General features: G+C 68.5%; 19 protein-coding genes and 1 tRNA gene. All 20 read left to right on the top strand.

The annotated features are described in order from the left end of the window. Window positions 1-8 precede the first annotated feature (8 nt). The 20 genes from nuoF (at window position 9) to pssA (ending at window position 22,356) form a co-directional block, all read left to right on the top strand. Window positions 9-1,379 (top strand): NADH-quinone oxidoreductase subunit NuoF, encoded by a 1,371-nt coding sequence (gene nuoF / locus N787_RS00240; RefSeq protein WP_034209921.1) that lies wholly within the window; start codon window positions 9-11, stop codon window positions 1,377-1,379. Further along, window positions 1,376-3,682: an NADH-quinone oxidoreductase subunit NuoG gene (nuoG, locus tag N787_RS00245; protein ID WP_034209922.1), complete on the top strand. Its 2,307-nt coding sequence runs from the start codon at window positions 1,376-1,378 to the stop codon at window positions 3,680-3,682. The genes nuoF and nuoG overlap by 4 nt, the downstream gene beginning before the upstream one ends. A gap of 1 nt (window position 3,683) precedes the next feature. After that, complete coding sequence (nuoH, locus tag N787_RS00250; RefSeq protein WP_084590544.1) at window positions 3,684-4,742, top strand: NADH-quinone oxidoreductase subunit NuoH; 1,059 nt, start codon at window positions 3,684-3,686, stop codon at window positions 4,740-4,742. Window positions 4,743-4,749: 7 nt separating this feature from the next. Beyond that, entirely contained in the window at window positions 4,750-5,238 is a 489-nt protein-coding gene (gene nuoI / locus N787_RS00255; protein WP_034209923.1) for an NADH-quinone oxidoreductase subunit NuoI, read from the top strand. Between the two features lie 16 nt (window positions 5,239-5,254). Then, window positions 5,255-5,872: an NADH-quinone oxidoreductase subunit J gene (locus N787_RS00260; protein WP_034209924.1), complete on the top strand. Its 618-nt coding sequence runs from the start codon at window positions 5,255-5,257 to the stop codon at window positions 5,870-5,872. Continuing rightward, on the top strand, window positions 5,869-6,174 hold the full coding sequence (nuoK, locus tag N787_RS00265; protein ID WP_034209925.1) for an NADH-quinone oxidoreductase subunit NuoK: 306 nt from the start codon (window positions 5,869-5,871) through the stop codon (window positions 6,172-6,174). The genes N787_RS00260 and nuoK overlap by 4 nt, the downstream gene beginning before the upstream one ends. A 7-nt stretch (window positions 6,175-6,181) precedes the next feature. Continuing rightward, window positions 6,182-8,320 carry an NADH-quinone oxidoreductase subunit L gene (nuoL, locus tag N787_RS00270; protein WP_034209926.1) on the top strand — a complete coding sequence of 713 codons (2,139 nt, stop codon included), beginning with the start codon at window positions 6,182-6,184 and terminating at the stop codon, window positions 8,318-8,320. Window positions 8,321-8,339: 19 nt separating this feature from the next. Next, a complete protein-coding gene (locus N787_RS00275) occupies window positions 8,340-9,869 on the top strand; it encodes an NADH-quinone oxidoreductase subunit M (RefSeq protein ID WP_034209927.1) in 1,530 nt (509 codons plus the stop codon). 16 nt (window positions 9,870-9,885) lie between these two features. After that, the gene (gene nuoN / locus N787_RS00280; RefSeq protein WP_425387835.1) at window positions 9,886-11,331 is read left to right on the top strand and encodes an NADH-quinone oxidoreductase subunit NuoN; all 1,446 of its coding nucleotides are present in this window, start codon (window positions 9,886-9,888) and stop codon (window positions 11,329-11,331) included. 64 nt (window positions 11,332-11,395) lie between these two features. Continuing rightward, window positions 11,396-11,472 (top strand) — tRNA-Met (locus tag N787_RS00285). Window positions 11,473-11,635: 163 nt separating this feature from the next. After that, the gene (rimP, locus tag N787_RS00290; protein ID WP_034209929.1) at window positions 11,636-12,169 is read left to right on the top strand and encodes a ribosome maturation factor RimP; all 534 of its coding nucleotides are present in this window, start codon (window positions 11,636-11,638) and stop codon (window positions 12,167-12,169) included. A 47-nt stretch (window positions 12,170-12,216) separates the two neighbouring features. Next, a complete protein-coding gene (nusA, locus tag N787_RS00295; RefSeq protein WP_034209930.1) occupies window positions 12,217-13,704 on the top strand; it encodes a transcription termination factor NusA in 1,488 nt (495 codons plus the stop codon). 82 nt (window positions 13,705-13,786) lie between these two features. Beyond that, entirely contained in the window at window positions 13,787-16,471 is a 2,685-nt protein-coding gene (gene infB / locus N787_RS00300) for a translation initiation factor IF-2 (RefSeq protein WP_034209931.1), read from the top strand. A 15-nt stretch (window positions 16,472-16,486) separates the two neighbouring features. After that, window positions 16,487-16,849: a 30S ribosome-binding factor RbfA gene (gene rbfA / locus N787_RS00305; RefSeq protein WP_034209932.1), complete on the top strand. Its 363-nt coding sequence runs from the start codon at window positions 16,487-16,489 to the stop codon at window positions 16,847-16,849. Between the two features lie 9 nt (window positions 16,850-16,858). Continuing rightward, window positions 16,859-17,827 carry a tRNA pseudouridine(55) synthase TruB gene (truB, locus tag N787_RS00310; protein WP_034209933.1) on the top strand — a complete coding sequence of 323 codons (969 nt, stop codon included), beginning with the start codon at window positions 16,859-16,861 and terminating at the stop codon, window positions 17,825-17,827. 166 nt (window positions 17,828-17,993) lie between these two features. After that, window positions 17,994-18,254 carry a 30S ribosomal protein S15 gene (rpsO, locus tag N787_RS00315; protein WP_034209934.1) on the top strand — a complete coding sequence of 87 codons (261 nt, stop codon included), beginning with the start codon at window positions 17,994-17,996 and terminating at the stop codon, window positions 18,252-18,254. Window positions 18,255-18,378: 124 nt separating this feature from the next. Continuing rightward, a complete protein-coding gene (gene pnp, locus N787_RS00320; protein ID WP_034209935.1) occupies window positions 18,379-20,478 on the top strand; it encodes a polyribonucleotide nucleotidyltransferase in 2,100 nt (699 codons plus the stop codon). 179 nt (window positions 20,479-20,657) lie between these two features. Beyond that, a complete protein-coding gene (locus tag N787_RS00325) occupies window positions 20,658-21,302 on the top strand; it encodes a DUF5671 domain-containing protein (RefSeq protein ID WP_034209936.1) in 645 nt (214 codons plus the stop codon). Next, on the top strand, window positions 21,299-21,748 hold the full coding sequence (locus N787_RS00330; protein WP_034209937.1) for a hypothetical protein: 450 nt from the start codon (window positions 21,299-21,301) through the stop codon (window positions 21,746-21,748). Before N787_RS00325 ends, N787_RS00330 begins: the two co-directional genes overlap by 4 nt. Then, on the top strand, window positions 21,745-22,356 hold the full coding sequence (gene pssA / locus N787_RS00335) for a CDP-diacylglycerol--serine O-phosphatidyltransferase (protein WP_034209938.1): 612 nt from the start codon (window positions 21,745-21,747) through the stop codon (window positions 22,354-22,356). The genes N787_RS00330 and pssA overlap by 4 nt, the downstream gene beginning before the upstream one ends. Window positions 22,357-22,359: the final 3 nt, after the last annotated feature.

Genomic DNA, 22,359 nt, shown 5'->3' on the forward strand with positions numbered 1-22,359 from the left:
GTCGGGCCATGGCGCACCACTCCCACTATTCGGAAGGCTACGGCCCGGTCGGTCCGGCGCCGCAGGAGCACAACGTCGTCTACACGACGCTGCACTTCGACAAGCCCTGGTCGTACGAGAACTACCTCAAGACCGGCGGTTACGCCGCCTGGCGCAAGATCCTGAGCGAGAAGATGGATCCGGCCGCCGTGGTCGAGATGGTCAAGCAGTCGGGCCTGCGCGGCCGCGGCGGCGCGGGCTTCCCCACCGGCCTGAAGTGGAGCTTCATGCCGCGCAGCGCGCCGGGCCAGAAGTACATCCTGTGCAACTCGGACGAGTCCGAGCCGGGCACCTGCAAGGACCGCGACATCCTGCGCTACAACCCGCATTCGGTCATCGAGGGCATGGCCATCGCCTGCTACGCCACCGGCTGCACCGTGGGCTACAACTACCTGCGCGGCGAGTTCCACCACGAGCCGTTCGAGCACTTCGAGGAAGCGCTGAAGGAAGCCTACGCCAACGGCTGGCTCGGCAAGGACATCCTGGGCTCGGGCGTCGATGTGGACATCCACGCCGCGCTGGGCGCCGGCGCCTACATCTGCGGCGAAGAGACCGCGATGATGGAGTCGCTGGAGGGCAAGAAGGGCCAGCCGCGCTTCAAGCCGCCGTTCCCGGCCAACTACGGCCTGTTCGGCCGCCCGACCACCATCAACAACACCGAGACCTACGCCTCGGTGCCGGCGATCGTGCGCAATGGCGCCGAGTGGTTCCTCAACCTCGGCAAGCCCAACAACGGCGGCCCGAAGATCTTCTCGGTCTCCGGCCACGTCAACAACCCGGGCAACTTCGAGATCCGCCTCGGCACGCCGTTCTCCGAGCTGCTGGCCCTGGCCGGCGGCGTCAAGGGCGGCCGCAAGCTCAAGGCCGTGATCCCCGGCGGTTCGTCGATGCCGGTGCTGCCGGCCGACACCATGATGGCCTGCACGATGGACTACGACTCGATCCAGAAGGCCGGTTCGGGCCTGGGCTCGGGCGCCGTGGTGGTGATGGACGAAACCACCTGCATGGTGCGCGCCTGCCACCGCATCTCGCGCTTCTACTACGCCGAGTCCTGCGGCCAGTGCACGCCCTGCCGCGAAGGCACGGGCTGGATGTACCGCGTGCTGACCCGCATCGTCGAAGGCAAGGCCACGCTCGACGACCTGCACATGCTCAAGGGCGCCGCCGGCCAGATCGAGGGCCACACCATCTGCGCCTTCGGCGAAGCCGCGGCCTGGCCGGTGCAGGGCATGCTCCGCCACTTCTGGAGCGAGTTCGAGTACGCCATCGTCAACAAGCGTTTCTACGTGGATGACCTCGCCAAGGGCCAGGTCGTCGCCTCGACGGAGCAGGCCGCATGAGCGCCCAGCCGACCGCCCCGAACGCCGCGCCGGACGTGGTGAACATCGAGATCAACGGCGTCGCCATGACCGCGCCGAAGGGCTCGATGATCATCCAGGCCGCCGACAAGGCCGGCATCCCGGTGCCGCGCTTCTGCTACCACGAGAAGCTGCCGATCGCCGCCAACTGCCGCATGTGCCTGGTGGACGTCGAGAAGATGCCCAAGCCCGCGCCGGCCTGCGCCACGCCGGTGATGGAAGGCATGAAGGTCACCACCCAGACCAAGCGCGCGCTCGATGCGCAGCGCAACGTCATGGAGTTCCTGCTGATCAACCACCCGCTCGACTGCCCGATCTGCGACCAGGGCGGCGAGTGCGAGCTGCAGGATGTTTCGATGGGCTACGGCCGCTCGGTCTCGCGCTACGTCGACCGCAAGCGCGTGGTCGCCGACGAGGACCTGGGCCCGCTGGTCGCCACCGACATGACCCGCTGCATCCAGTGCACGCGCTGCATCCGCTTCACCGCGGACGTCGCCGGCACCTTCGAGCTCGGCGGCATGAACCGCGGCGAGCACCTGCAGATCGGCACCTACGACGGCAAGCCGCTGATGACCGAACTCTCGGGCAACGTCATCGACGTCTGCCCGGTCGGCGCGCTGACCAACAAGGTCTTCCGCTACCGCGCCCGTGCGTGGGAGCTGGTCGCCCGTGAATCCCTCGGCTACCACGACGCGCTGGGTTCGAACCTCTACCTGCACGCCCGCCGTGGCGACGTGCTGCGCACCGTGCCGCGCGACAACGAAGCGGTGAACGAGTGCTGGCTGTCGGACCGCGACCGCTATTCGCACCAGGGCCTGGGCGCCGCCGACCGCGTCACCCGGCCGCTGCTGCGCGAGGGCGATGCCTGGCGCGAGGCTTCGTGGGACGAGGCGCTGGCGCAGGCCGCCAAGCTGGTGAAGAACGCCGGCGAATCGCTGGGCGTGCTGGCGCATCCCGCCACCTCGAACGAGGAGGGCGCGCTGCTGGCCTCGCTCGCCAAGGGCCTGGGCACCGGCCACGTCGACCATCGCCTGAAGGCGCTCGACTTCGCCGACGCCGCCTTCGCCGAAACCTTCGAACTGTCCGCCGCGGCCTTCGACACCGTCGACGCCGTGCTGCTGGTCGGCTGCAACCTCCGCCACGAGCTGCCGCTGCTGCACCAGCGCCTGCACAAGGCCGGCAAGCGCGGCGCCAAGGTGTTCGCCATCAACCCGGTGGATTTCGAGACCACCTTCGCCGTCGCCGGCAAGCGCATCGTCGCGCCGTCGCAGCTGCCGGGCGCGCTCGCCGCGGTCGCGCAGGCCGCCGGTGCCTCGCTGCCCGCCGCGGTCGCCGCGCAGGACCACGACGGCGCCAAGGCCATGGCCGAGGCGCTGGCCAAGGCCGGCGGCAATGCCGTGATCGTGCTCGGCGAGCTGGCCGAGAACCACGCCCAGGCCTCCTGGCTGCGCGCCGCCGCGCGTGCGCTGGCGACCGCCACCGGCGCGAAGCTCAACCGCATCCCGCAGGGCGCCAACGCCATCGGCCTCGCGCGCCACGGCGTGCGGCCGACGGGGCAGGGCATGCACGCCGGCGCCATGCTGGCGCAGCCGCTGACGGCGTACGTGCTGTACGGCATCGAGCCGCAGTACGACTTCGCGCACGGCGCGCAGGCGCTCAAGGCGCTGGCGTCGGCCCAGGTCGTCGTGTTCGCCGCCTACGCCAGCGACGAGCTGAAGAAGCTCGCGCACGTCATCCTGCCGATCGGCCTGCTGCCCGAGGTCGAGGCCACGCTCACCAACCTCGACGGCACCGACCAGGCCACCCAGACCGGCGGCAAGCTGCCGGGCGAGGCCCGCGCCGGCTGGCGCGTGCTGCGCGCCTTGGGCGGCCAGATGGGCCTGCCGGGCTTCGAGTTCACCGACCTGCACGGCCTGCGCGCCGCGCTGGCGCCCGAGGCGCCGGGGCAGGGCACGGGCCTGGCCGAGGCCGGCAAGGCCGATCCGGGGCTCGAGCGCATCACCAGCACGCCGATCTACCGCGGCGACGCGGTGCTGCGCCGCGCCGCGGCGCTGAACGCGCATCCGCTGACCCACGGCGCCCGCATCGTGCTGCACCCGGAGGAAGCGCTGTCGCGCGGCCTGTCCGAGGGCGGCATGGCCAAGGTCGGCGACGGCATCGGCAGCGCGGCGCTGCCGGTGGCCATCAGCGCGCGCGTGGCGAAGGGCGCGGTGTGGATCGAGAGCGGCTACGAGGCGACGGCGCCGATGTCGCCGACCGCGCGCCTCGCGGTGGTGGGAGCCTGAGATGATCGACGCGATCCGCGACTTCCTCCTGGCCTACGGCGACCTGGGCCTGGTGGCCTGGACCCTGGCCAAGATCATCGTCATCGTCCTGCCGATCACCATCGGCGTGGCCTTCTTCACCCTGTTCGAGCGCAAGGTGATCGGCTGGATGCACGTGCGCCAGGGCCCGCAGTACATCGGCGGCTTCCTCGGCATCGGCGTCATCCAGGCCTTCGCCGACGTGTTCAAGATGCTGTTCAAGGAGCTGGTGATCCCGGCCAACGCCAGCCCGCTGCTGTTCCGGCTGGCGCCGCTGCTGGCGCTGGCGCCGGCGTTCGCGGCCTGGGCGGTCATTCCGTTCGACGAGGGCGTGGTGCTGGCCGACGTCGATGCCGGCCTGCTGGTGCTGCTGGCCCTGACCTCGATGGGCGTGTACGGCATCATCGTCGGCGGCTGGGCCTCGAACTCCAAGTACGCCATCCTCGGCTCGCTGCGTTCGGCGGCCCAGGTGGTGAGCTACGAGATCGCGATGGGCTTCGCCCTGGTCGGCGTGCTGGTCGCCGCCGGCACCATGAACCTCACCCAGATCGTGCACGCCCAGCAGGGCAGCCTCGGCATCGGCGAGTGGTTCATGTGGCCGTTGTTCCCGCTGTTCGTCATCTACTTCATCTCCGGCGTGGCCGAGACCAACCGCGCGCCCTTCGACGTCGCCGAGGGCGAGTCCGAGATCGTCGCCGGCTTCCACGTCGAGTACTCCGGTTCGGCCTTCGCGATCTTCTTCCTCGCTGAATACGCCAACATGATGCTGGTCAGCCTGCTGACCTCGATCCTGTTCATGGGCGGCTGGCTGTCGCCGTTCCCGCCCTCGTGGGGCTTCCTGGGCGAGCCGGGCTGGTGGTGGCTGGCGCTGAAGTTCGCGTTCTTCGCCTTCTGCTTCGTCTGGTTCCGCGCCTCGTTCCCGCGCTACCGCTACGACCAGATCATGCGCCTGGGCTGGAAGATCTTCATTCCGATCACGATCGCCTGGATCTTCGTGACCGCCATCATGGCCTACAACAATTGGTTCACGGTCGGGGCCTGAGGACGCTATGAACCAGATCAAGAACTACCTCAAGAGCCTGCTGCTGCTGGAGCTGCTGGCCGGCCTGAAGCTGACGCTGGGCTACATGTTCAAGCCCACGTACACGCTCAACTACCCGTACGAGAAGACCCCGCAGTCGCCGCGCTTCCGCGGCCTGCACGCGCTGCGCCGCTACCCGAACGGCGAAGAGCGCTGCATCGCCTGCAAGCTGTGCGAGGCGGTGTGCCCGGCGCTGGCGATCACCATCGACTCCGAGCCGCGCGCCGATGGCTCGCGCCGCACCACCCGCTACGAGATCGACCTGTTCAAGTGCATCTACTGCGGCTTCTGCGAGGAAAGCTGCCCGGTGGACTCGATCGTCGAGACCCACATCCACGAATACCACTTCGAGAAGCGCGGCGAGAACGTGGTCGGCAAGCTGCAGCTGCTGGCCATCGGCGACCGCTTCGAGGCGGAAATCGCCGAGCGGCGCGCCGTCGACGCGGCCTACCGCTGAGGCAGGGGACGAACCCATGACCTACCAACTCTTCGCTTTCTACGCCTTCGCCACCGTCACCGTGCTCGCGGCGCTGGGCGTGATCCTGGCGCGCAACCCGGTGCACGCGGTGCTCAGCCTCGTGCTCGCCTTCTTCTCCACCGCCTGCCTGTGGCTGCTGCTGCAGGCCGAGTTCCTCGGCGTGGTGCTGGTGCTGGTGTACATCGGCGCCGTGATGGTGCTGTTCCTGTTCGTGGTGATGATGCTCGACATCAACACCACGCCGATGCGCGAGGGCTTCACCCGCTACCTGCCGCTGACCGGCGCGGTGGTGGTGGTGATGGCGGCCGAGATGGTGCTGCTGATCGGCGGCAAGCGCTTCGAGGTCGGCCTGTCCTCGGTGGACCCGGCGGCCGCCGCCGGCAAGACCAACCTGCAGTGGATCGGCGAGACCCTGTTCAGCAAGTACATCCTGCCGTTCGAGATCGCGGCGGTGATCCTGACCGTGGCCCTGGTGGTGGCGGTGATGCTGACCCTGCGCCGCCGCCCCGGCACCAAGCACCAGGACGCCGGCCGTCAGGTGGCCGTGCGCGCCGAGGACCGCGTGCGCCTGGTCAAGGTGCCGTCCGAACCCCGCCAGGAGGGCAACCCGTGATCAGCCTCGGCCATTACCTCGCGCTGGGCGCGGTGCTGTTCTGCATCAGCGTCGCCGGCATCTTCATCAACCGCAAGAACGTCATCGTGCTGCTGATGTGCATCGAGCTGATGCTGCTGGCGGTGAACATCAACTTCGTGGCCTTCTCGCGCTTCCTCGGCGACGTCTCGGGCCAGATCTTCGTGTTCTTCATCCTGACCGTGGCCGCCGCCGAGGCCGCCATCGGCCTGGCCATCCTGGTGACGCTGTTCCGCAACAAGCGGACCATCAACGTCGCCGAACTCGATTCCCTGAAGGGCTGAGCGCGCCATGATCTCCATGAACACGCTCCTGGTCATCGCCCTGGCGCCGCTGGTCGGCGCCGCCATCGCCGGCCTGTTCGGCAAGCAGGTCGGCCGCGCGGGCGCGCACTGGGCCGCCATCCTCGGCGTCGCGGTCAGCTGCGCGCTGTCGTGCCAGGTGCTCTGGCAGTTCGCCATCGGTGGCGCCGACCCGTTCAACGAGAACGTCTACACCTTCTTCCAGGTCGGTGGCTATGCCGCCCACGTCGGCTTCATGGTCGACAGCCTGACCGCCATGATGATGGTGGTGGTGACCTTCGTGTCGCTGCTGGTGCACGTCTACACCATCGGCTACATGGCCGACGACCCGGGCTACCAGCGCTTCTTCAGCTACATCTCGCTGTTCACCTTCAGCATGCTGATGCTGGTGATGAGCAACAACTTCCTGCAGCTGTTCTTTGGCTGGGAAGCGGTGGGCCTCGTGTCCTACCTGCTGATCGGCTTCTGGTTCAAGCGGCCGACCGCGATCTTCGCCAACCTCAAGGCCTTCCTGGTCAACCGCGTCGGTGACTTCGGTTTCCTGCTGGGCATCGCCGGCGTGCTGATGTGGCTGGGCACGCTCGACTACGCCACCGCCTTCGCCCAGGCCCCGAACGCCTCGCTCAACGACACCTTCACCCTGTGGTCGGGGCAGGTGGCGCTGTTCGGGCACACCTGGCAGGTGCTGGCCAACCCGGTGCAGGTCCAGATCATCAGCTTCATCTGCATCTGCCTGTTCATCGGCGCGATGGGCAAGTCGGCCCAGGTGCCGCTGCACGTCTGGCTGCCGGACTCGATGGAAGGCCCGACCCCGATCTCGGCCCTGATCCACGCCGCCACCATGGTCACGGCCGGTATCTTCATGGTCGCGCGCATGTCGCCGCTGTTCGAGCAGAGCGAGGCGGCGCTGGGCTTCGTGCTCTTCATCGGCGCGACCACGGCCCTGTTCACCGGCCTGATCGGCATCGTGCAGAACGACATCAAGCGCGTGGTCGCGTATTCGACCCTGTCGCAGCTGGGCTACATGACCGTCGCGCTGGGCGTGTCGGCGTACTCGGCCGCGGTGTTCCACCTGATGACCCACGCCTTCTTCAAGGCGCTGCTGTTCCTGGCCGCGGGCTCGGTGATCATCGGCATGCACCACGAGCAGGACATGCGGAAGATGGGCGGCCTGCGCAAGTACATGCCGATCACCTACGTCACCAGCCTGATCGGCACGCTGGCGCTGGTGGGCACGCCGTTCTTCTCGGGCTACTTCTCCAAGGACACGATCATCGTGGCGGCGGGCGAGGCGGCCAAGACCGGCGGCTGGATCCAGACCTACGGCTACTGGGCGGTGATGCTGGGCGTGTTCGTCACGGCCTTCTACAGCTTCCGCCTGCTGTACCTGACCTTCCACGGCAAGGAGCGCTTCCGCGAGGTCGAGGCCCACGGCCACGACGACCACGGCCACGACGCGCACGCCGACGCCCACCACGGCGACGCGCACGATGACCACGGCCACCACGGCCCGGTCGAGCCGCACGAATCGCCCAAGGTGGTCACGGTCCCGCTGATCCTGCTGGCCATCCCCTCGATCCTGATCGGCTTCTTCACGGTCGGCCCGATGCTGTTCGGCGACTTCTTCCGCGGCGCCATCGAAGTGCTGCCGGCGCACGACACCGTCGCCCTGGCCGCGAACACGCTGTGGCACGACGAGCACGGCTGGCTGTCGGCCGCCGTCGGCTTCGGCATGCACTTCTACGCCTCGCCGGTGTTCTGGATCGCCTTCGCCGGCTTCGCTGCCGCGACCGCGCTGTACCTGTACTTCCCGGACACCGCCACGAAGATGCGCGCCAGCAAGCCCGGCGCCTTCCTCACCCGCATCCTGGACAACAAGTACGGCTTCGACGACCTGTGGATCAAGGGCTTCGCGGGTGGCGGCATCAAGCTCGGCAAGTTCTCCTGGCAGCGCGGCGACGCCGGCCTGATCGACGGCCTGCTGGTGAACGGCTCGGCGGTGCTGGTCGACCGCATCGCCGGCATCCTCCGCCACGTCCAGACCGGCCGCCTCTACAACTATGCCTTCGCCATGATCATCGGCCTCATCGTCCTGCTGGCGGTGCTGGTGCGGACGATCGGCGCCTGAGACCCACAAGGAAGACCTGATGGATGCCAACTGGCCCCTGCTGAGCGTGCTGATCTGGCTGCCGATCCTCGGCGGCCTGCTCACGCTGGCCTTCGGCGACGCCCGCGCGAACCAGGGCAAGGTGTTCGCCCTCGTGGTGGCGCTGGCGACCTTCGCCGCCAGCCTGCTGCTGTTCGCCGGCCACGACGTCGCCTCCCCGGCGATGCGCTTCGTCGAAGACCACGCCTGGATCCCCAGCTTCGACATCCGCTACGCCCTGGGCGTGGACGGCATCTCGATCGCGCTGATCGCCCTGACCACGCTCACCTCGGTGCTTGTGCTGGTCGGCTCGTGGACGTCGATCGACCGCCGCGCTCACCAGTACTTCGCCGCCTTCCTGGTGCTCGAGGGCCTGATGGTGGGCGTGTTCGCCGCGCTCGACGCCATGCTGTTCTACGTGTTCTTCGAAGGCATGCTGATCCCGATGTTCATCATCATCGGCGTCTGGGGCGGCCCGAAGCGCGTGTACGCGTCGATCAAGTTCTTCCTTTACACCTTCCTGGGCTCGGTCTTCATGCTGATCGGCTTGGTGTACCTGTACCTGCGCACGGTGGAGGCGGGCGACCCCAGCTTCATGCTGGCCGACCTGTACGCCCTGAAGCTGACCGCCACCGAGCAGACCTGGCTGTTCTTTGCCTTCCTGGCGGCGTTCGCGGTCAAGGTGCCGATGTTCCCGGTCCACACCTGGTTGCCCGACGCCCACGTCGAGGCGCCGACCGGCGGCTCGGTGATCCTGGCGGCGATCATGCTCAAGATCGGCGGCTACGGCTTCCTGCGCTTCACCCTGCCGATCGTGCCCGACGCGGGGCAGGAGTGGGCCTGGCTGGTGATCGCGCTGTCGCTGGCGGCCGTGGTCTACATCGGCCTGGTGGCGCTGGTGCAGGAGGACATGAAGAAGCTGATCGCGTACTCGTCGATCGCGCACATGGGCTTCGTCACCCTCGGCACCTTCATCGCCTTCGCGCTGGTGCGCGAGCTGGGCAGCACCGACGCCGCCCAGCTGGGCCTGCAGGGCGCGATGGTGCAGATGATCTCGCACGGCTTCATCTCCGGCGCGATGTTCTCCTGCGTCGGCGTGGTCTACGACCGCATGCACAGCCGCATGATCCGCGACTACGGCGGGGTGGCGAACACCATGCCGTGGTTCGCCGCCTTCTTCGTGTTCTTCGCGATGGCCAACTCGGGCCTGCCGGGCACGTCCGGCTTCGTCGGCGAGTTCATGGTCATCCTGGCCGCGTTCCAGCACAACGTGTGGGTGGCCTTCGCGGCCGGCTTCACGCTGATCCTGGGCGCCGCGTACACGCTGTGGATGGTCAAGCGCGTGATCTTCGGCGAGGTGGCCAACCACCACGTCGCCGAACTGACCGACATCAACGGCCGCGAGGTCCTGGTGCTGGGCGTGTTCGCGCTCGGCACGCTGGCGCTGGGCGTCTATCCCAAGCCGCTGACCGACCTCATGGAAGCACCGATCGCGCAGCTGCTCACCCAGCTCGCCGCCACCAAGCTGTAAGGGAATCCGAATGGCCTTGCCGATGCCCACCCTCGCCGACCTGGTACCGCTGGGACCGGAAATCTTCGTCTGCGGCGCGGCCTTCGCGCTGCTGATGGTGGACCTGTTCCTGTCCGACCAGCGCCGCGGCCTGACCCACTTCCTGGCCCTGTTCATCCTGGCCGCGGCGGCGGTGCTGACCGCGCGCGACATGGCGATGGCGCCGGTGTACGGCTTCGCCGACCTGTTCGTGCGCGACACCGCCAGCGACGTGCTCAAGCTGGCCGTGTACGTGGTGGCGGGCGCGTCCTTCGTCTACGCCAAGCCCTACCTGCAGGACCGCGGGCTGTTCAAGGGCGAGTTCTACGCGCTCGGCCTGTTCTCGGTGCTGGGCATGATGCTGATGATCTCGGCCAACAGCATGCTGGTGCTGTACCTCGGCCTGGAGCTGCTGGCCCTGAGCAGCTACGGCCTGGTCGGCATGGACCGCGACAACCCGCGTTCGTCCGAGGCGGCGATGAAGTACATCGTGCTGGGCTCGCTGGCCTCCGGCATGCTGCTGTACGGCATGTCCATGGTCTACGGCGCCACCGGCAGCCTGCAGCTGGGCGAGATCCACGCCGCCGCGGCCAGCACCGGCGACCGCACGCTGCTGCTGTTCGGCGTGGTGTTCATGCTGGTCGGCATCGCCTTCAAGTTCGGTGCGGCGCCGTTCCACATGTGGCTGCCCGACGTCTACCACGGCGCGCCGACCGCGATCACGCTGTTCATCGGCTCGGCGCCCAAGCTGGCCGCGTTCGGCATGGCCTACCGCCTGCTCGAATCCGGCGTCGGCCCGGTCGACGCCTACTGGCAGGACATGGTGGCCTGGCTGGCGGCGCTGTCGCTGGTGATCGGCAACCTGGTGGCGCTGGTGCAGACCAACCTCAAGCGCATGCTGGCGTACTCGACCATCTCGCACGTCGGCTTCCTGTTCATGGGCCTGGCGCAGGGCGGGCAGGTGGGTTACTCGGCGGCGATGTTCTACGCCATCAGCTACGCGGTGATGTCCACCGCCGCCTTCGGCGCCATCCTGCTGCTGTCGCGCAAGGGCTTCGAGGCCGAGGACATCGCCGACTTCAAGGGCCTGTGGGCGCGCAACCCGACCCAGGCCACGCTCGTGATGTTCGTGATGGCCTCGCTGGCCGGCGTGCCGCCGTTCCTGGGCTTCTGGGCCAAGCTCGAAGTGCTGCGCGCGGCGGTCGATGCCGGCCTGCTGTGGCTGGCGATCGTCGGCGTGGTGGCGGCCGTGGTCGGCGCCTTCTACTACCTGCGCCTGGTCAAGGTGATGTTCTTCGACGAGCCGGAAGGCGAGGGCGCGCGCATCCATCCGGACGGCCACGTGCGCGTGCTGTTCGCCGTCAACGCGGTGGCGCTGCTGGTGCTGGGCCTGTTCGCGGAGTGGATCCTGGCCTGGTGCCGGGTCGCGTTCCCGGTCGCCTGAACCGCTCGATCATCATTGGGCTTGCGCCGGCTTCGCCGGCCCCCCTATAATGCGCGTCTACTGCTGCGGGGTGGAGCAGTCTGGCAGCTCGTCGGGCTCATAACCCGAAGGTCGCAGGTTCAAATCCTGCCCCCGCTACCAGTTTCTGGCCTTGAACCGAAAGGACTCATTGCCAAGGCTTTTTCCCTCGGGTCGGCCCAGTTGGCGGCCCCGGGAAGCCGGAACCTGGATGTACCGGAAAAGGGCCTCACGGCCCTTTTTTGTTTTCGAAATTCCGCAAACGCAAAGGCACAGGACCGAACCGATGACCGGCAAGGCGACTGAAATCGGCGAACTGCTCGCACCCACGGTCGAGGCCCTGGGCCTGGAGCTGCTGGGCATCGAGTTCGCGCCCACCGGCCACAGCGCGCTGCTGCGCCTGTACATCGATGCGCCCGGCCGCCTGGTCGGCATCGAGGACTGCGAGGCGGTGAGCCGCGAAGTGGCCGCGGTGCTCGACGTCGAGGACCCGATCACCTCGCAGTACACGCTGGAAGTGTCCTCGCCCGGCATCGACCGCCCGCTGTTCACCGCCGAGCAGTTCGGCCGCTTCGTCGGCGAACAGGCCAAGCTGACCCTGCGCATGGCGCAGGACGGCCGCCGCCGCTTCATCGCCCGCATCACCGGCGTCGAGGGCGACGTGGTGCTGCTGGCGCACGAGGCCGGCGACATGCGCGTGCCGCACGACAACATCGAGAAGGCGCGCCTGGTCCCGGACCTGGTCGCCCTGGGCCTGGCGGCCCAGCCCAAGCCCACCGGCCCGGGCGGCACCCGCCGCAAGGCCAAGAAAGAATCCTGATCAAAACCCCGGGGCGGTTGATCCACCCCTGACGGAGCTGGAAAAAGATGAGCAAGGAACTGTTGCTGGTGATGGAAGCGGTGGCCAACGAGAAGGGCGTGCCGCGCGCCGTGATCATCGAGGCGATGGAGGCCGCGCTGGCCTCGGCCGCCAAGAAGCGCTACCACGAGCAGGACGTGTCCGTGCGCGTGTCCATCGACCCGAAGGACGGCAGCTACGAAACCTTCCGCCGCTGGGAAGTGGTGGCCGACGACGTCGTGATGGAGTCGCCCGAGCGCCAGATCCGCCTGATGGACGCGGTCGACGAGAAGGAAGGCGCCCAGGTCGGCGACTTCATCGAGGAGCAGGTCGAGAACGCCGAGTTCGGCCGCATCGCCGCCCAAGCCGCCAAGCAGGTCATCGTGCAGCGCGTCCGCGAGGCCGAGCGCGCCCAGGTGCTCGACGCCTGGCGCGACCGCGTCGGCGAGCTGGTGAACGGCATCGTCAAGCGCGTCGAGCGCGGCAACGTGTTCGTCGACCTCGGCGGCAACGCCGAAGCCTTCATCCCGAAGGACAAGGCCATCCCGCGCGACGTGCTGCGCCCCGGCGACCGCGTCCGCGGCTACCTGCTGGACGTGCGCGCCGAGCAGCGCGGCCCGCAGCTGTTCATCAGCCGCACCGCGCCGGAGTTCATGATCGAGCTGTTCAAGCTCGAGGTGCCGGAAGTCGGCCAGGGCCTGGTCGAGATCAAGGCCGCCGCCCGCGACCCGGGTGACCGCGCCAAGATCGCCGTGCTCGCCCACGACCACCGCACCGATCCCATCGGCGCCTGCATCGGCATGCGCGGTTCGCGCGTGCAGGCCGTGAGCAACGAGCTCAACGGCGAGCGCATCGACATCGTGCTGTGGTCGGACAACCCGGCGCAGTTCGTGATCAACGCCATGGCCCCGGCCGAAGTGCAGTCGATCATCGTCGACGAAGAGAAGCACTCGATGGACCTCGCCGTCGCCGAGGACAAGCTGGCCCAGGCCATCGGCAAGGGCGGCCAGAACGTCCGCCTCGCCAGCCGCCTGACCGGCTGGCAGCTCAACGTGATGACCCAGGACCAGGTCACCGCCAAGTCCGAGACCGAGCAGGCCACCGCGCGCCAGCTGTTCATGGACAAGCTCGAGGTCGACGAGGAGATCGCCGGCATCCTGGTCGCCGAGGGCTTCAGCACCGTCGAGGAAATCGCCTACGTGCCGGCCGCCGAGCTGCTGGCGGTGGAAGGCTTCGACGACGACATCGTCGAGGAGCTGCGCGCCCGCGCCCGCGACGCGCTGCTCACCGAGGCCCTGGCGGTCGAGGAAGAGATCGAGGAGCACAAGCCGGCCGACGACCTGCTGTCGCTGGACGGCATGGACGAGGCGCTGGCCTACACCCTGGCCGGCCGCGGCATCGTCACCCGCGACGACCTCGCCGACCTGGCCACCGACGACCTCACCGACATCGAGGACATGGACGCCGATCGCGCCGCCAAGCTGATCATGGCCGCGCGCGCGCACTGGTTCGAGTAATCGCCCCGCCTGCGTTTGTTCCAAGTCGTTCCCCGCACCACCACGCGCGCCCCGGCGCGCCGCCCCAAGGAATCACCAACCAATGTCTGAAGTCACCGTTGCTTCGCTGGCCAAAGTGCTGGGTATGCCCACCGAGAAGCTGCTCGAGCAGCTCGCGGGTGCGGGCATGACCTTCAGCGGGCCGGACCAGGTGGTCAGCAGCACCGAGAAGATGAAGCTGCTCGGCTTCCTGCGCCGCACCCACGGCAAGGACGACAAGCCGGCGGAAGCAGCCGTGCCCAAGAAGATCACCCTGCAGCGACGCAAGCAGGAAGAGCTGACCGTCAGCGCCGGCAAGACCAAGTCCACGGTCACCGTCGAGGTCCGCCAGAAGCGCACCTACGTCAAGCGCGACGAGGCCGAGGCGCCGGTGACCGACGAGCGCCAGGAAGCCCTGCGCAAGCTCGAGGAATCCAAGGCCCGCAACGACGCCGAACTGGCCGCGCTCAGCGAAGCCGACCGCAAGCGCAAGCTCGAGCGCGACGCCGAGGAAGCCCGCCTGAAGGCCGAGGAAGCCGCGCGCAACGCGCCGGTGGTGGTCGAGCCGGAAGCGCCGGAGTTCGAAGAGGAAATCGAAGTCGCGCCGCCCAAGCCTGCGCCGCGCGTCCCCGCGCCGGGCCCGGTCGGCCAGATCATCATCCACGAGCCGCGCAAGGCCCGTCCGGTCGCGCCCAAGCCGGCCCCGGCGCCTGCGCGCCCGGCCCCGTCGGGCCCGAACAAGCCGGGTCCCGGCGCCGCCAAGCAGACCCCGCCGAAGGGCAAGACCGTGCGCGGTTCGCACGCGATGGTCGACAACGAGGGCGACGAGGGCCAGGCCAGCCGCTTCGCGGCCGGCCAGCTGCACCTCACCGATTCCGAGCGCGCCCGTCGCGGCGCCGCCGGCAACCGCAAGAAGACCAAGATGCGCGGCCCGGAGCCCTCGCGCACCGCCAGCGGCGCCCACGGCTTCTCGCGCCCGACCGCGCCGATCGTCCGCGACGTCTACATCGGTGATTCCATCACCGTGGCCGACCTGGCCGTGAAGCTGGCCATGAAGGGCGGCGAAGTGGTGCGCGCGCTGTTCAAGATGGGCGTGATGGCCACCATCAACCAGGTCATCGACCACGACACCGCGGTGCTGGTGACCGAGGAGCTCGGCCACCGCGCCAGCAAGGCCAACGAGGACGACGCCGAGATCGCGCTGGTCGCGCACCAGGAAGACGTGCAGGGCGAGCGCAAGACCCGCCCGCCGGTGGTCACCATCATGGGCCACGTCGACCACGGCAAGACCTCGCTGCTCGACTACATCCGCCGCACCAAGGTGGCCACCGGCGAAGCCGGCGGCATCACCCAGCACATCGGCGCCTACCACGTCGAAACCGACCGCGGCGTCATCAGCTTCCTCGACACCCCGGGCCACTCGGCGTTCTCCGCCATGCGCGCCCGCGGCGCCAAGCTCACCGACATCGTGGTGCTGGTGGTCGCGGCCGACGACGGCGTGATGCCGCAGACGGTGGAAGCGGTGAACCACGCGCGCGCCGCCAAGGTGCCGCTGCTGATCGCCGTGAACAAGATGGACAAGCCGGAAGCCAACCCGGACAACGTCAAGCAGGGCCTGGTCAAGCTCGAAGTGGTGCCGGAAGAGTGGGGCGGCGACGTGCAGTTCGTGCCGATCTCGGCCAAGACCGGCATGGGCGTGGACGCGCTGCTCGAAGCCATCGCCGTGCAGGCCGAGGTGATGGAGCTCACTGCCGTGTACGACGCCCGCGCCACCGGCGTGGTCATCGAATCCGCGCTCGACAAGGGCCGCGGCCCGGTCGCCACCGTGCTCGTGCAGCAGGGCACCCTGAAGAAGGGCGACTACCTGGTCTGCGGCGTGCACTACGGCCGCGTCCGCGCGCTGTTCGACGAGAACGGCAAGCAGACCGACCAGGCCGAGCCGTCGATCCCGGTGCAGGTGCTGGGCCTGTCGGGCGTGCCCGACGCCGGCGACGACTTCGTGGTCGTGGCCGACGAGCGCCTGGCCAAGGAAGTCGCGCAGCAGCGCGACGCCAAGCGCCGCGAGTCGCGCCTGGTCGCCACCGCCGGTTCGCGCATGGAAGACATCATGGCCTCGATGGGCCAGGACAAGGACCAGGCCAACCTCAACCTGCTGGTCAAGGCCGACGTGCAGGGTTCGGTCGAAGCGCTGCGCCAGGCCCTGGTGGCGCTGTCGAACGACCTGATCAAGATCAACGTGATCAGCTCGGGCGTGGGCGGCATCACCGAGTCCGACGCCACCCTGGCCGCGACCTCGAAGGCCGTGATCATCGGCTTCAACGTCCGCGCCGACGCCAGCGCCCGCCGCATCATCGAGACCAATGGCCTCGACCTGCGCTACTTCTCGATCATCTACGACGTCATCGACCAGGTGAAGCAGGTTGCTTCCGGCCTGCTGGGCGTGGAGATCCGCGAGGAGATCCTGGGCATCGCCGAGGTCCGCGACGTGTTCCGCAGCTCGAAGTTCGGCGCGGTCGCCGGTTCCCTCGTCATCGAGGGCACCGTGCGCAAGAGCAAGCCGATCCGCGTGCTGCGCAACTCGGTCGTGGTGTTCGAAGGCGAGCTGGAGTCGCTGCGTCGCTTCAAGGACAACGTCGAGGAAGTCCGCTCGGGTACCGAGTGCGGCATCGCGGTGAAGGCCTACAACGACGTGCAGCCGGGCGACCAGATCGAATGCTTCGAGCGCATCGAGGTCCAGCGCACGCTGTAAGGCGCGCGCGAGCCCATGGCGAAGAAGAGCTTCCATCGCACCGACCGCGTCGCGGCCCAGCTGCGGCGCGACATCGGCCAGATCGTGCACCAGGCCGTGCGTGAGTTCGGCCTGCCCTCGGTCAGCGTGTCCGACGTCGAGGTCACGCGCGACCTGGCCCATGCCAAGGTCTTCGTGACCGCGCTGATCGGCGAGCAGGGCCCGGCCGCGGTGAAGGGCCTGAAGGAGATCGCGCCCGAGCTGCGCTATCGCCTGGGCCAGGCCGTGCGCATGCGCCACGTGCCCGAGATTCATTTCTTCTACGACGATTCGGTCGACAAGGGCGAGCGCATCGACCAGCTGCTGCGCGACAACCCGCCCGGCCCCGCCGAAGACTGAGCCCCGCGCGTGGGCCGCACCGTCTTCCGCCCGCTCGACGGCATCCTGCTGCTCGACAAGCCCGCCGGCCTGAGTTCCAACCAGGCCCTGCAGCGCGTGCGCCACCTGTTCCGCGCCGAGAAGGGCGGCCACACCGGCGCGCTCGACCCGCTGGCCACCGGCCTGCTGCCGCTGTGCTTCGGCGAGGCCACCAAGATCGCCGGCCTGCTGCTGGGTGGCCGCAAGGCCTACGAGGCCGAAGTGCGGCTGGGCCAGGTCACCGACACCGACGACGCCGACGGCCTGGTGCTGCGCGAGCGGCCGGTGCCGGCGCTGGACCGCGCCACGGTGGAGGCGGCGCTCAGCCCCTTCCTCGGCCGGATCCTGCAGCGTCCGCCGATCTATTCGGCCCTGAAGCAGGGCGGGGAGCCGCTGTACGCCAAGGCCCGCCGGGGCGAGGCCATCGAGGTCGCCGAGCGCGAGGTCGAGGTCGAAGCCATCGACCTGCTGGCGCTGGACGGCGACCGCCTGCGCCTGGCCGTGACCTGCGGCTCGGGCACCTACATCCGCAGCCTGGCCCGCGACCTGGGCGAAGCCCTGGGCTGCGGCGCCCACATCACGGCGCTGCGCCGGACCTGGGTGGAGCCGTTCAATCCGCCGGTCATGCACCCCTTCGAGGCCCTCGAGGCCACGGCCGCGGCGGGCGGGGAGGGCGCGCTGGAGGCCCTGTTGCTGCCCGTGGAGGCCGGGCTGGCGCACTGGCCGGCCGTGGTGGTGGAGCCGGACCAGGCCCGCCGGTTGGGGCAAGGCCAGGCCGTTTCGGGACTGAAGTCCCTCCTACAGGGGGCGGACGAGGTCCCTGTAGGAGGGCCTTCAGGCCCGAAGCCCTTCACCGTGAACCTGCTGGACGAATCCGGCCGCTCCCTGGGCCTCGGCGAGTGGCGTGAAGACGGCCAACTCTGGCCCAAGCGCCTGTTCCGCTGGGCTTCTGCCTCCTGAAGCCCGCGCCCGGACCAGGCCGCGCCGCCTAAAGCCTTGTCCGCAAAGGCGCCTTCCGTTAAACTTTCGCGGCTTTCACAAGCACCTCCCAACCGGCGGGCCACGCGGTGCGGCGCCAATCCTGGCGACGTTCCTGCAGGCTGCGCATCACCGAGAAGAAAACACCATGTCCATCGATTCCGCCAAGATCATCGAAGAGTTCAAGCGCGTCCCCAACGACACCGGCTCGCCGGAAGTCCAGGTCGCCCTGCTCTCCGCCCGCATCGACCACCTGACCGACCACTTCAAGGCGCACAAGCAGGACCACCACTCCCGCCGCGGCCTGCTCAAGATGGTCAACCAGCGCCGTTCGCTGCTGGGTTACCTGAAGAAGAAGGACCAGGCGCGCTACCAGACGCTGATCGAGCGCTTGGGCCTGCGCCGCTAAGGCAAGCAATAAAGACGCGGCGCAGAGATGCGCCGCGTTGCATTTGGGGGCTTCGAAATCCCCGGATGCACCCCGCCGGGCAGGGTGCCCGTCGGACTGAATCCGAAAAGAGGAAAACATCATCGTGGCGAAAGTAACCAAGACGTTCCAGTACGGTCAGCACCAGGTCACCCTCGAGACGGGCGAGATCGCCCGCCAGGCCAGTGGCTCGGTCATCGTCAAGTTCGACGACACCGTCGTGCTGGTGACGGCGGTCGGCAACAAGAACGCGAAGGAAGGCATGGACTTCTTCCCGCTCACCGTCGACTACATCGAGAAGTTCTACGCCGGCGGCCGCATCCCGGGTGGCTTCTTCAAGCGCGAGGGTCGCCAGACCGAGCGCGAGACCCTGGTTTCCCGCCTGATCGATCGCCCGATCCGCCCGCTGTTCCCCGAGGGCTTCCGCAATGAAGTCCAGGTCATCGCCACCGTGATGTCGATGAACCCCGAGATCCACGGCGACATCCCGGCCCTGATCGGCGCCTCCGCCGCGCTGGCCCTGTCGGGCATCCCGTTCGCGGGCCCGATCGGCGCCGCCAAGGTCGGCTATGCCAACGGCAAGTACCTGCTCAACCCGTCCACTACCGAACTCAAGACCTCCGACCTCGAGCTGGTCGTCGCCGGCACCGCGGGCGCCGTGCTGATGGTCGAGTCCGAGGCCAAGGAGCTGAGCGAAGACGTGATGCTGGGCGCCGTGATGTTCGGCCACCAGCAGCTGCAGACCGTCATCAAGGCCATCAACGAGCTGGTCGCCGAAGTCGGCGTCACCCGCTGGGACTGGAAGGCGGCCGAGAAGGCGCAGGCCCCGATCGACGCGCTCAAGGCCGCCATCGGCGACAAGCTGGCCGCTGCGTTCCAGATCAAGGACAAGCTGGCCCGCCGCGACGCCATCTCGGCGCTCAAGAAGGAAGTCATCGAGTCGCTGAAGCCGCAGGCCGAGGCCAACGGCTGGAACCTGGCCGAGCTGTCGAAGGAATTCGGCGAGTTCGAGTACAGCACCATGCGTGACTCCGTGCTCAAGACCAAGGTCCGCATCGACGGCCGCGCGCTCGACACCGTGCGCCCGATCACCGTGAAGACCGGCGTGCTGCCGCGCACCCACGGCTCCTCGCTGTTCACCCGCGGCGAGACCCAGGCCATCGTGGTCGCCACCCTCGGCACCGCGCGCGACGGCCAGATCATCGACGCCGTCGAAGGCGAGTCGAAGGACCACTTCCTGTTCCACTACAACTTCCCGCCGTACTCGGTCGGTGAAGCCGGCCGCATGATGGGCCCGAAGCGTCGCGAGATCGGCCACGGCCGCCTTGCCCGCCGCGGCGTCCAGGCCGTGATGCCGTCGATGGAGTCGTTCCCGTACACCATCCGCGTCGTCTCGGAGATCACCGAGTCGAATGGTTCCTCGTCGATGGCCTCGGTCTGCGGTTCCTCGCTGGCCCTGATGGACGCCGGCGTGCCGATCAAGGCGCCGGTCGCCGGCATCGCGATGGGCCTGGTGAAGGAAGGCAGCGACTACGTCGTGCTGTCCGACATCCTGGGTGACGAAGACCACCTCGGCGACATGGACTTCAAGGTCGCCGGCACCGAGGGCGGCATCTCCGCCCTGCAGATGGACATCAAGATCGACGGCATCACCGAAGAGATCATGAAGGTCGCGCTGGCCCAGGCCAAGCAGGGCCGCCTGCACATCCTCGGCGAGATGGCGAAGGCCATCACCGCGCCGCGCTCGGAGCTGTCCGAGTACGCGCCGCGCCTGCTGACCATCAAGATCCACCCGGACAAGATCCGCGAAGTGATCGGCAAGGGTGGCGCGACCATCCAGGGCATCACCAAGGAAACCGGCACCCAGATCGACATCCAGGACGACGGCACCATCGTCATCGCCTCGGTCAACGCCGCCGCCGCCCAGGCCGCGAAGGCGCGCATCGAGCAGATCACGTCCGACGTCGAGCCGGGCCGCATCTACGAGGGCAAGGTCGCCAAGATCATGGACTTCGGCGCCTTCGTGACCATCGCCCCGGGCAAGGACGGCCTGGTGCACGTGTCGCAGATCTCCAACGAGCGCGTCGAGAAGGTCTCGGACAAGCTCAAGGAAGGCGACCTGGTCAAGGTCAAGGTGCTGGAAGTGGACAAGCAGGGCCGCATCCGCCTGTCCATCAAGGCCGTCGAGGAGGGCGAGGGCGTCTGAGCCCCCGCTTCCACGCAGCACACGAGAAAGCGGGCTTCGGCCCGCTTTTTCTTTGTCCGCTCCCTGTAGGAGGGACTTCAGTCCCGAAGCCCTTCGCCGAAAAGCTTCGGGACTGAAGTCCCTCCTACAGGGAAGCGAGCGCTGGTAGAGTCTTGGCGTCCCCCCCAGCCGAGCACACCATGGCCAATGCGTCCCAGGATCTGGATGTCTTCGTGCGCGATGCGCTGGTCCGTGGCCTGCCGCGCGGCGAGATCGAGCAGGCGCTGGTGACGGCCGGCTGGCCGCAGGAACAGGCGCGGGCGGCGCTGTCGGTGTATGCCGACCAGGCCTTCCCGGTGCCGGTGCCGCGCCCGCGGGCCTATCTGTCCGCGCGCGAGGCGTTCCTGTACCTGACGCTGTTCGTGACGCTTTACCTGTTCGCGTACCACCTCGGCAGCCTGCTGTTCGACCTGCTCAACCTCAGGCTGCCGGATCCGGCGGACAACGAGTACCGCGCGGCCCAGCTGCCGGATTCGATCCGGTTCTCCACGGCCGCGCTGATCATTTCGTTCCCGGTGTTCCTGTTCCTGGCCAACCTGGTCGCAAGGGAGCAGCGCAGCCATCCCGCCAAGCGGCTGTCGGTGGTGCGGCGGTGGCTGACTTACCTCACGCTGTTCGTGGCGGCCTGCGTGCTGCTCGGCGACATGATCGCGCTCGTCGACGGCTTGCTGTCGGGCGAGGCATCGCTGCGCTTCCTGCTCAAGGTGGCGGTGGTGCTGGCCATCGCCGGCTCGGTGCTCGGGTACTACCTGTGGGACCTGCGTCGCGACGAGGCGGACGCGTGAGCGCCGCCCGGCCGGGTCGCCTGCTGCTCATCGTGGCCACGGGAGTGGTCGTGCTGGCCTTGGGCGCGGGGCTGTGGACCATCGGTGCGCCGGGCGCCCAGCGCGACCTGCGGCTGGACGAGCGTCGCCAGGAAAATCTTGCCCGCCTGGATTCAGCCATCCGCGAGTATCGGGAGGAGAACGGCGCGCTGCCTGCGGACCTCGGGGTGCTGGCATCCCGGCCCGGCGTGCGCATCGCGGTCGCCGATCCGGTGACCGACGAGCCCTACGGGTACACCGTGACCAGCGACCGCAGCTTTCGCCTTTGTGCCACGTTCGTCACCGATTCCTCGAAGACGGCGACCAGCCGCTTCCTCGACAAGCGGTTTCCCCACGGCATCGGCACGACCTGTTTCGACCTGAAAGTCGGGGCGCGCCCCGATGACGCCGCGGGCACCGAGCCATGAAGCGCCACTTCTCGATGATCCGCGGGTTCCACCTGGCCGACTGGCTGACGCTGGGCAATGCCTTCTGCGGCACCGGCGCGGTCTTCGCCGCGATGCGCTTCCTGCAGGACGGGCGCACGGCGGATTTGCTGTGGGGCATGGCGCTGATCCCGCTGGCCTTCATCTTCGATGCGCTCGACGGCTGGGTGGCGCGCCATCGGCACACCGCGTCCACGCTGGGCCGCGAACTCGACTCGCTGTCGGACGTGATCTCGTTCGGCGTCGCGCCCGCGGCGCTGGCCTACGCCTGCGGCATGCAGGGCGGCTGGGACTGGGTGGTGCTGTCCTACTTCGTCTGCTGCGGCGTGAGCCGGCTGGCGCGCTACAACGTCACCGCCGAGTCGCTCACCGGCGACGAGGGCAAGGTGCGCTACTTCGAAGGCACGCCGATCCCGACCAGCCTGGCGCTGGTGGTCGTGCTGGCGGTGGCCGCCTGGCAGGGCCGCATCGGCGACGCCATCTGGTTCGGCAGCGTGCGCCTGGGCTGGGAGCTGCACCCGCTGGTGCTGCTGTACGCCGTGTCGGGCTCGCTGATGATCAGCAAGACGATCCGCATCCCCAAGCCCTGAGCC

The sequence above is a fragment of the Arenimonas metalli CF5-1 genome, from assembly GCF_000747155.1.
Lineage (GTDB): Bacteria > Pseudomonadota > Gammaproteobacteria > Xanthomonadales > Xanthomonadaceae > Arenimonas > Arenimonas metalli.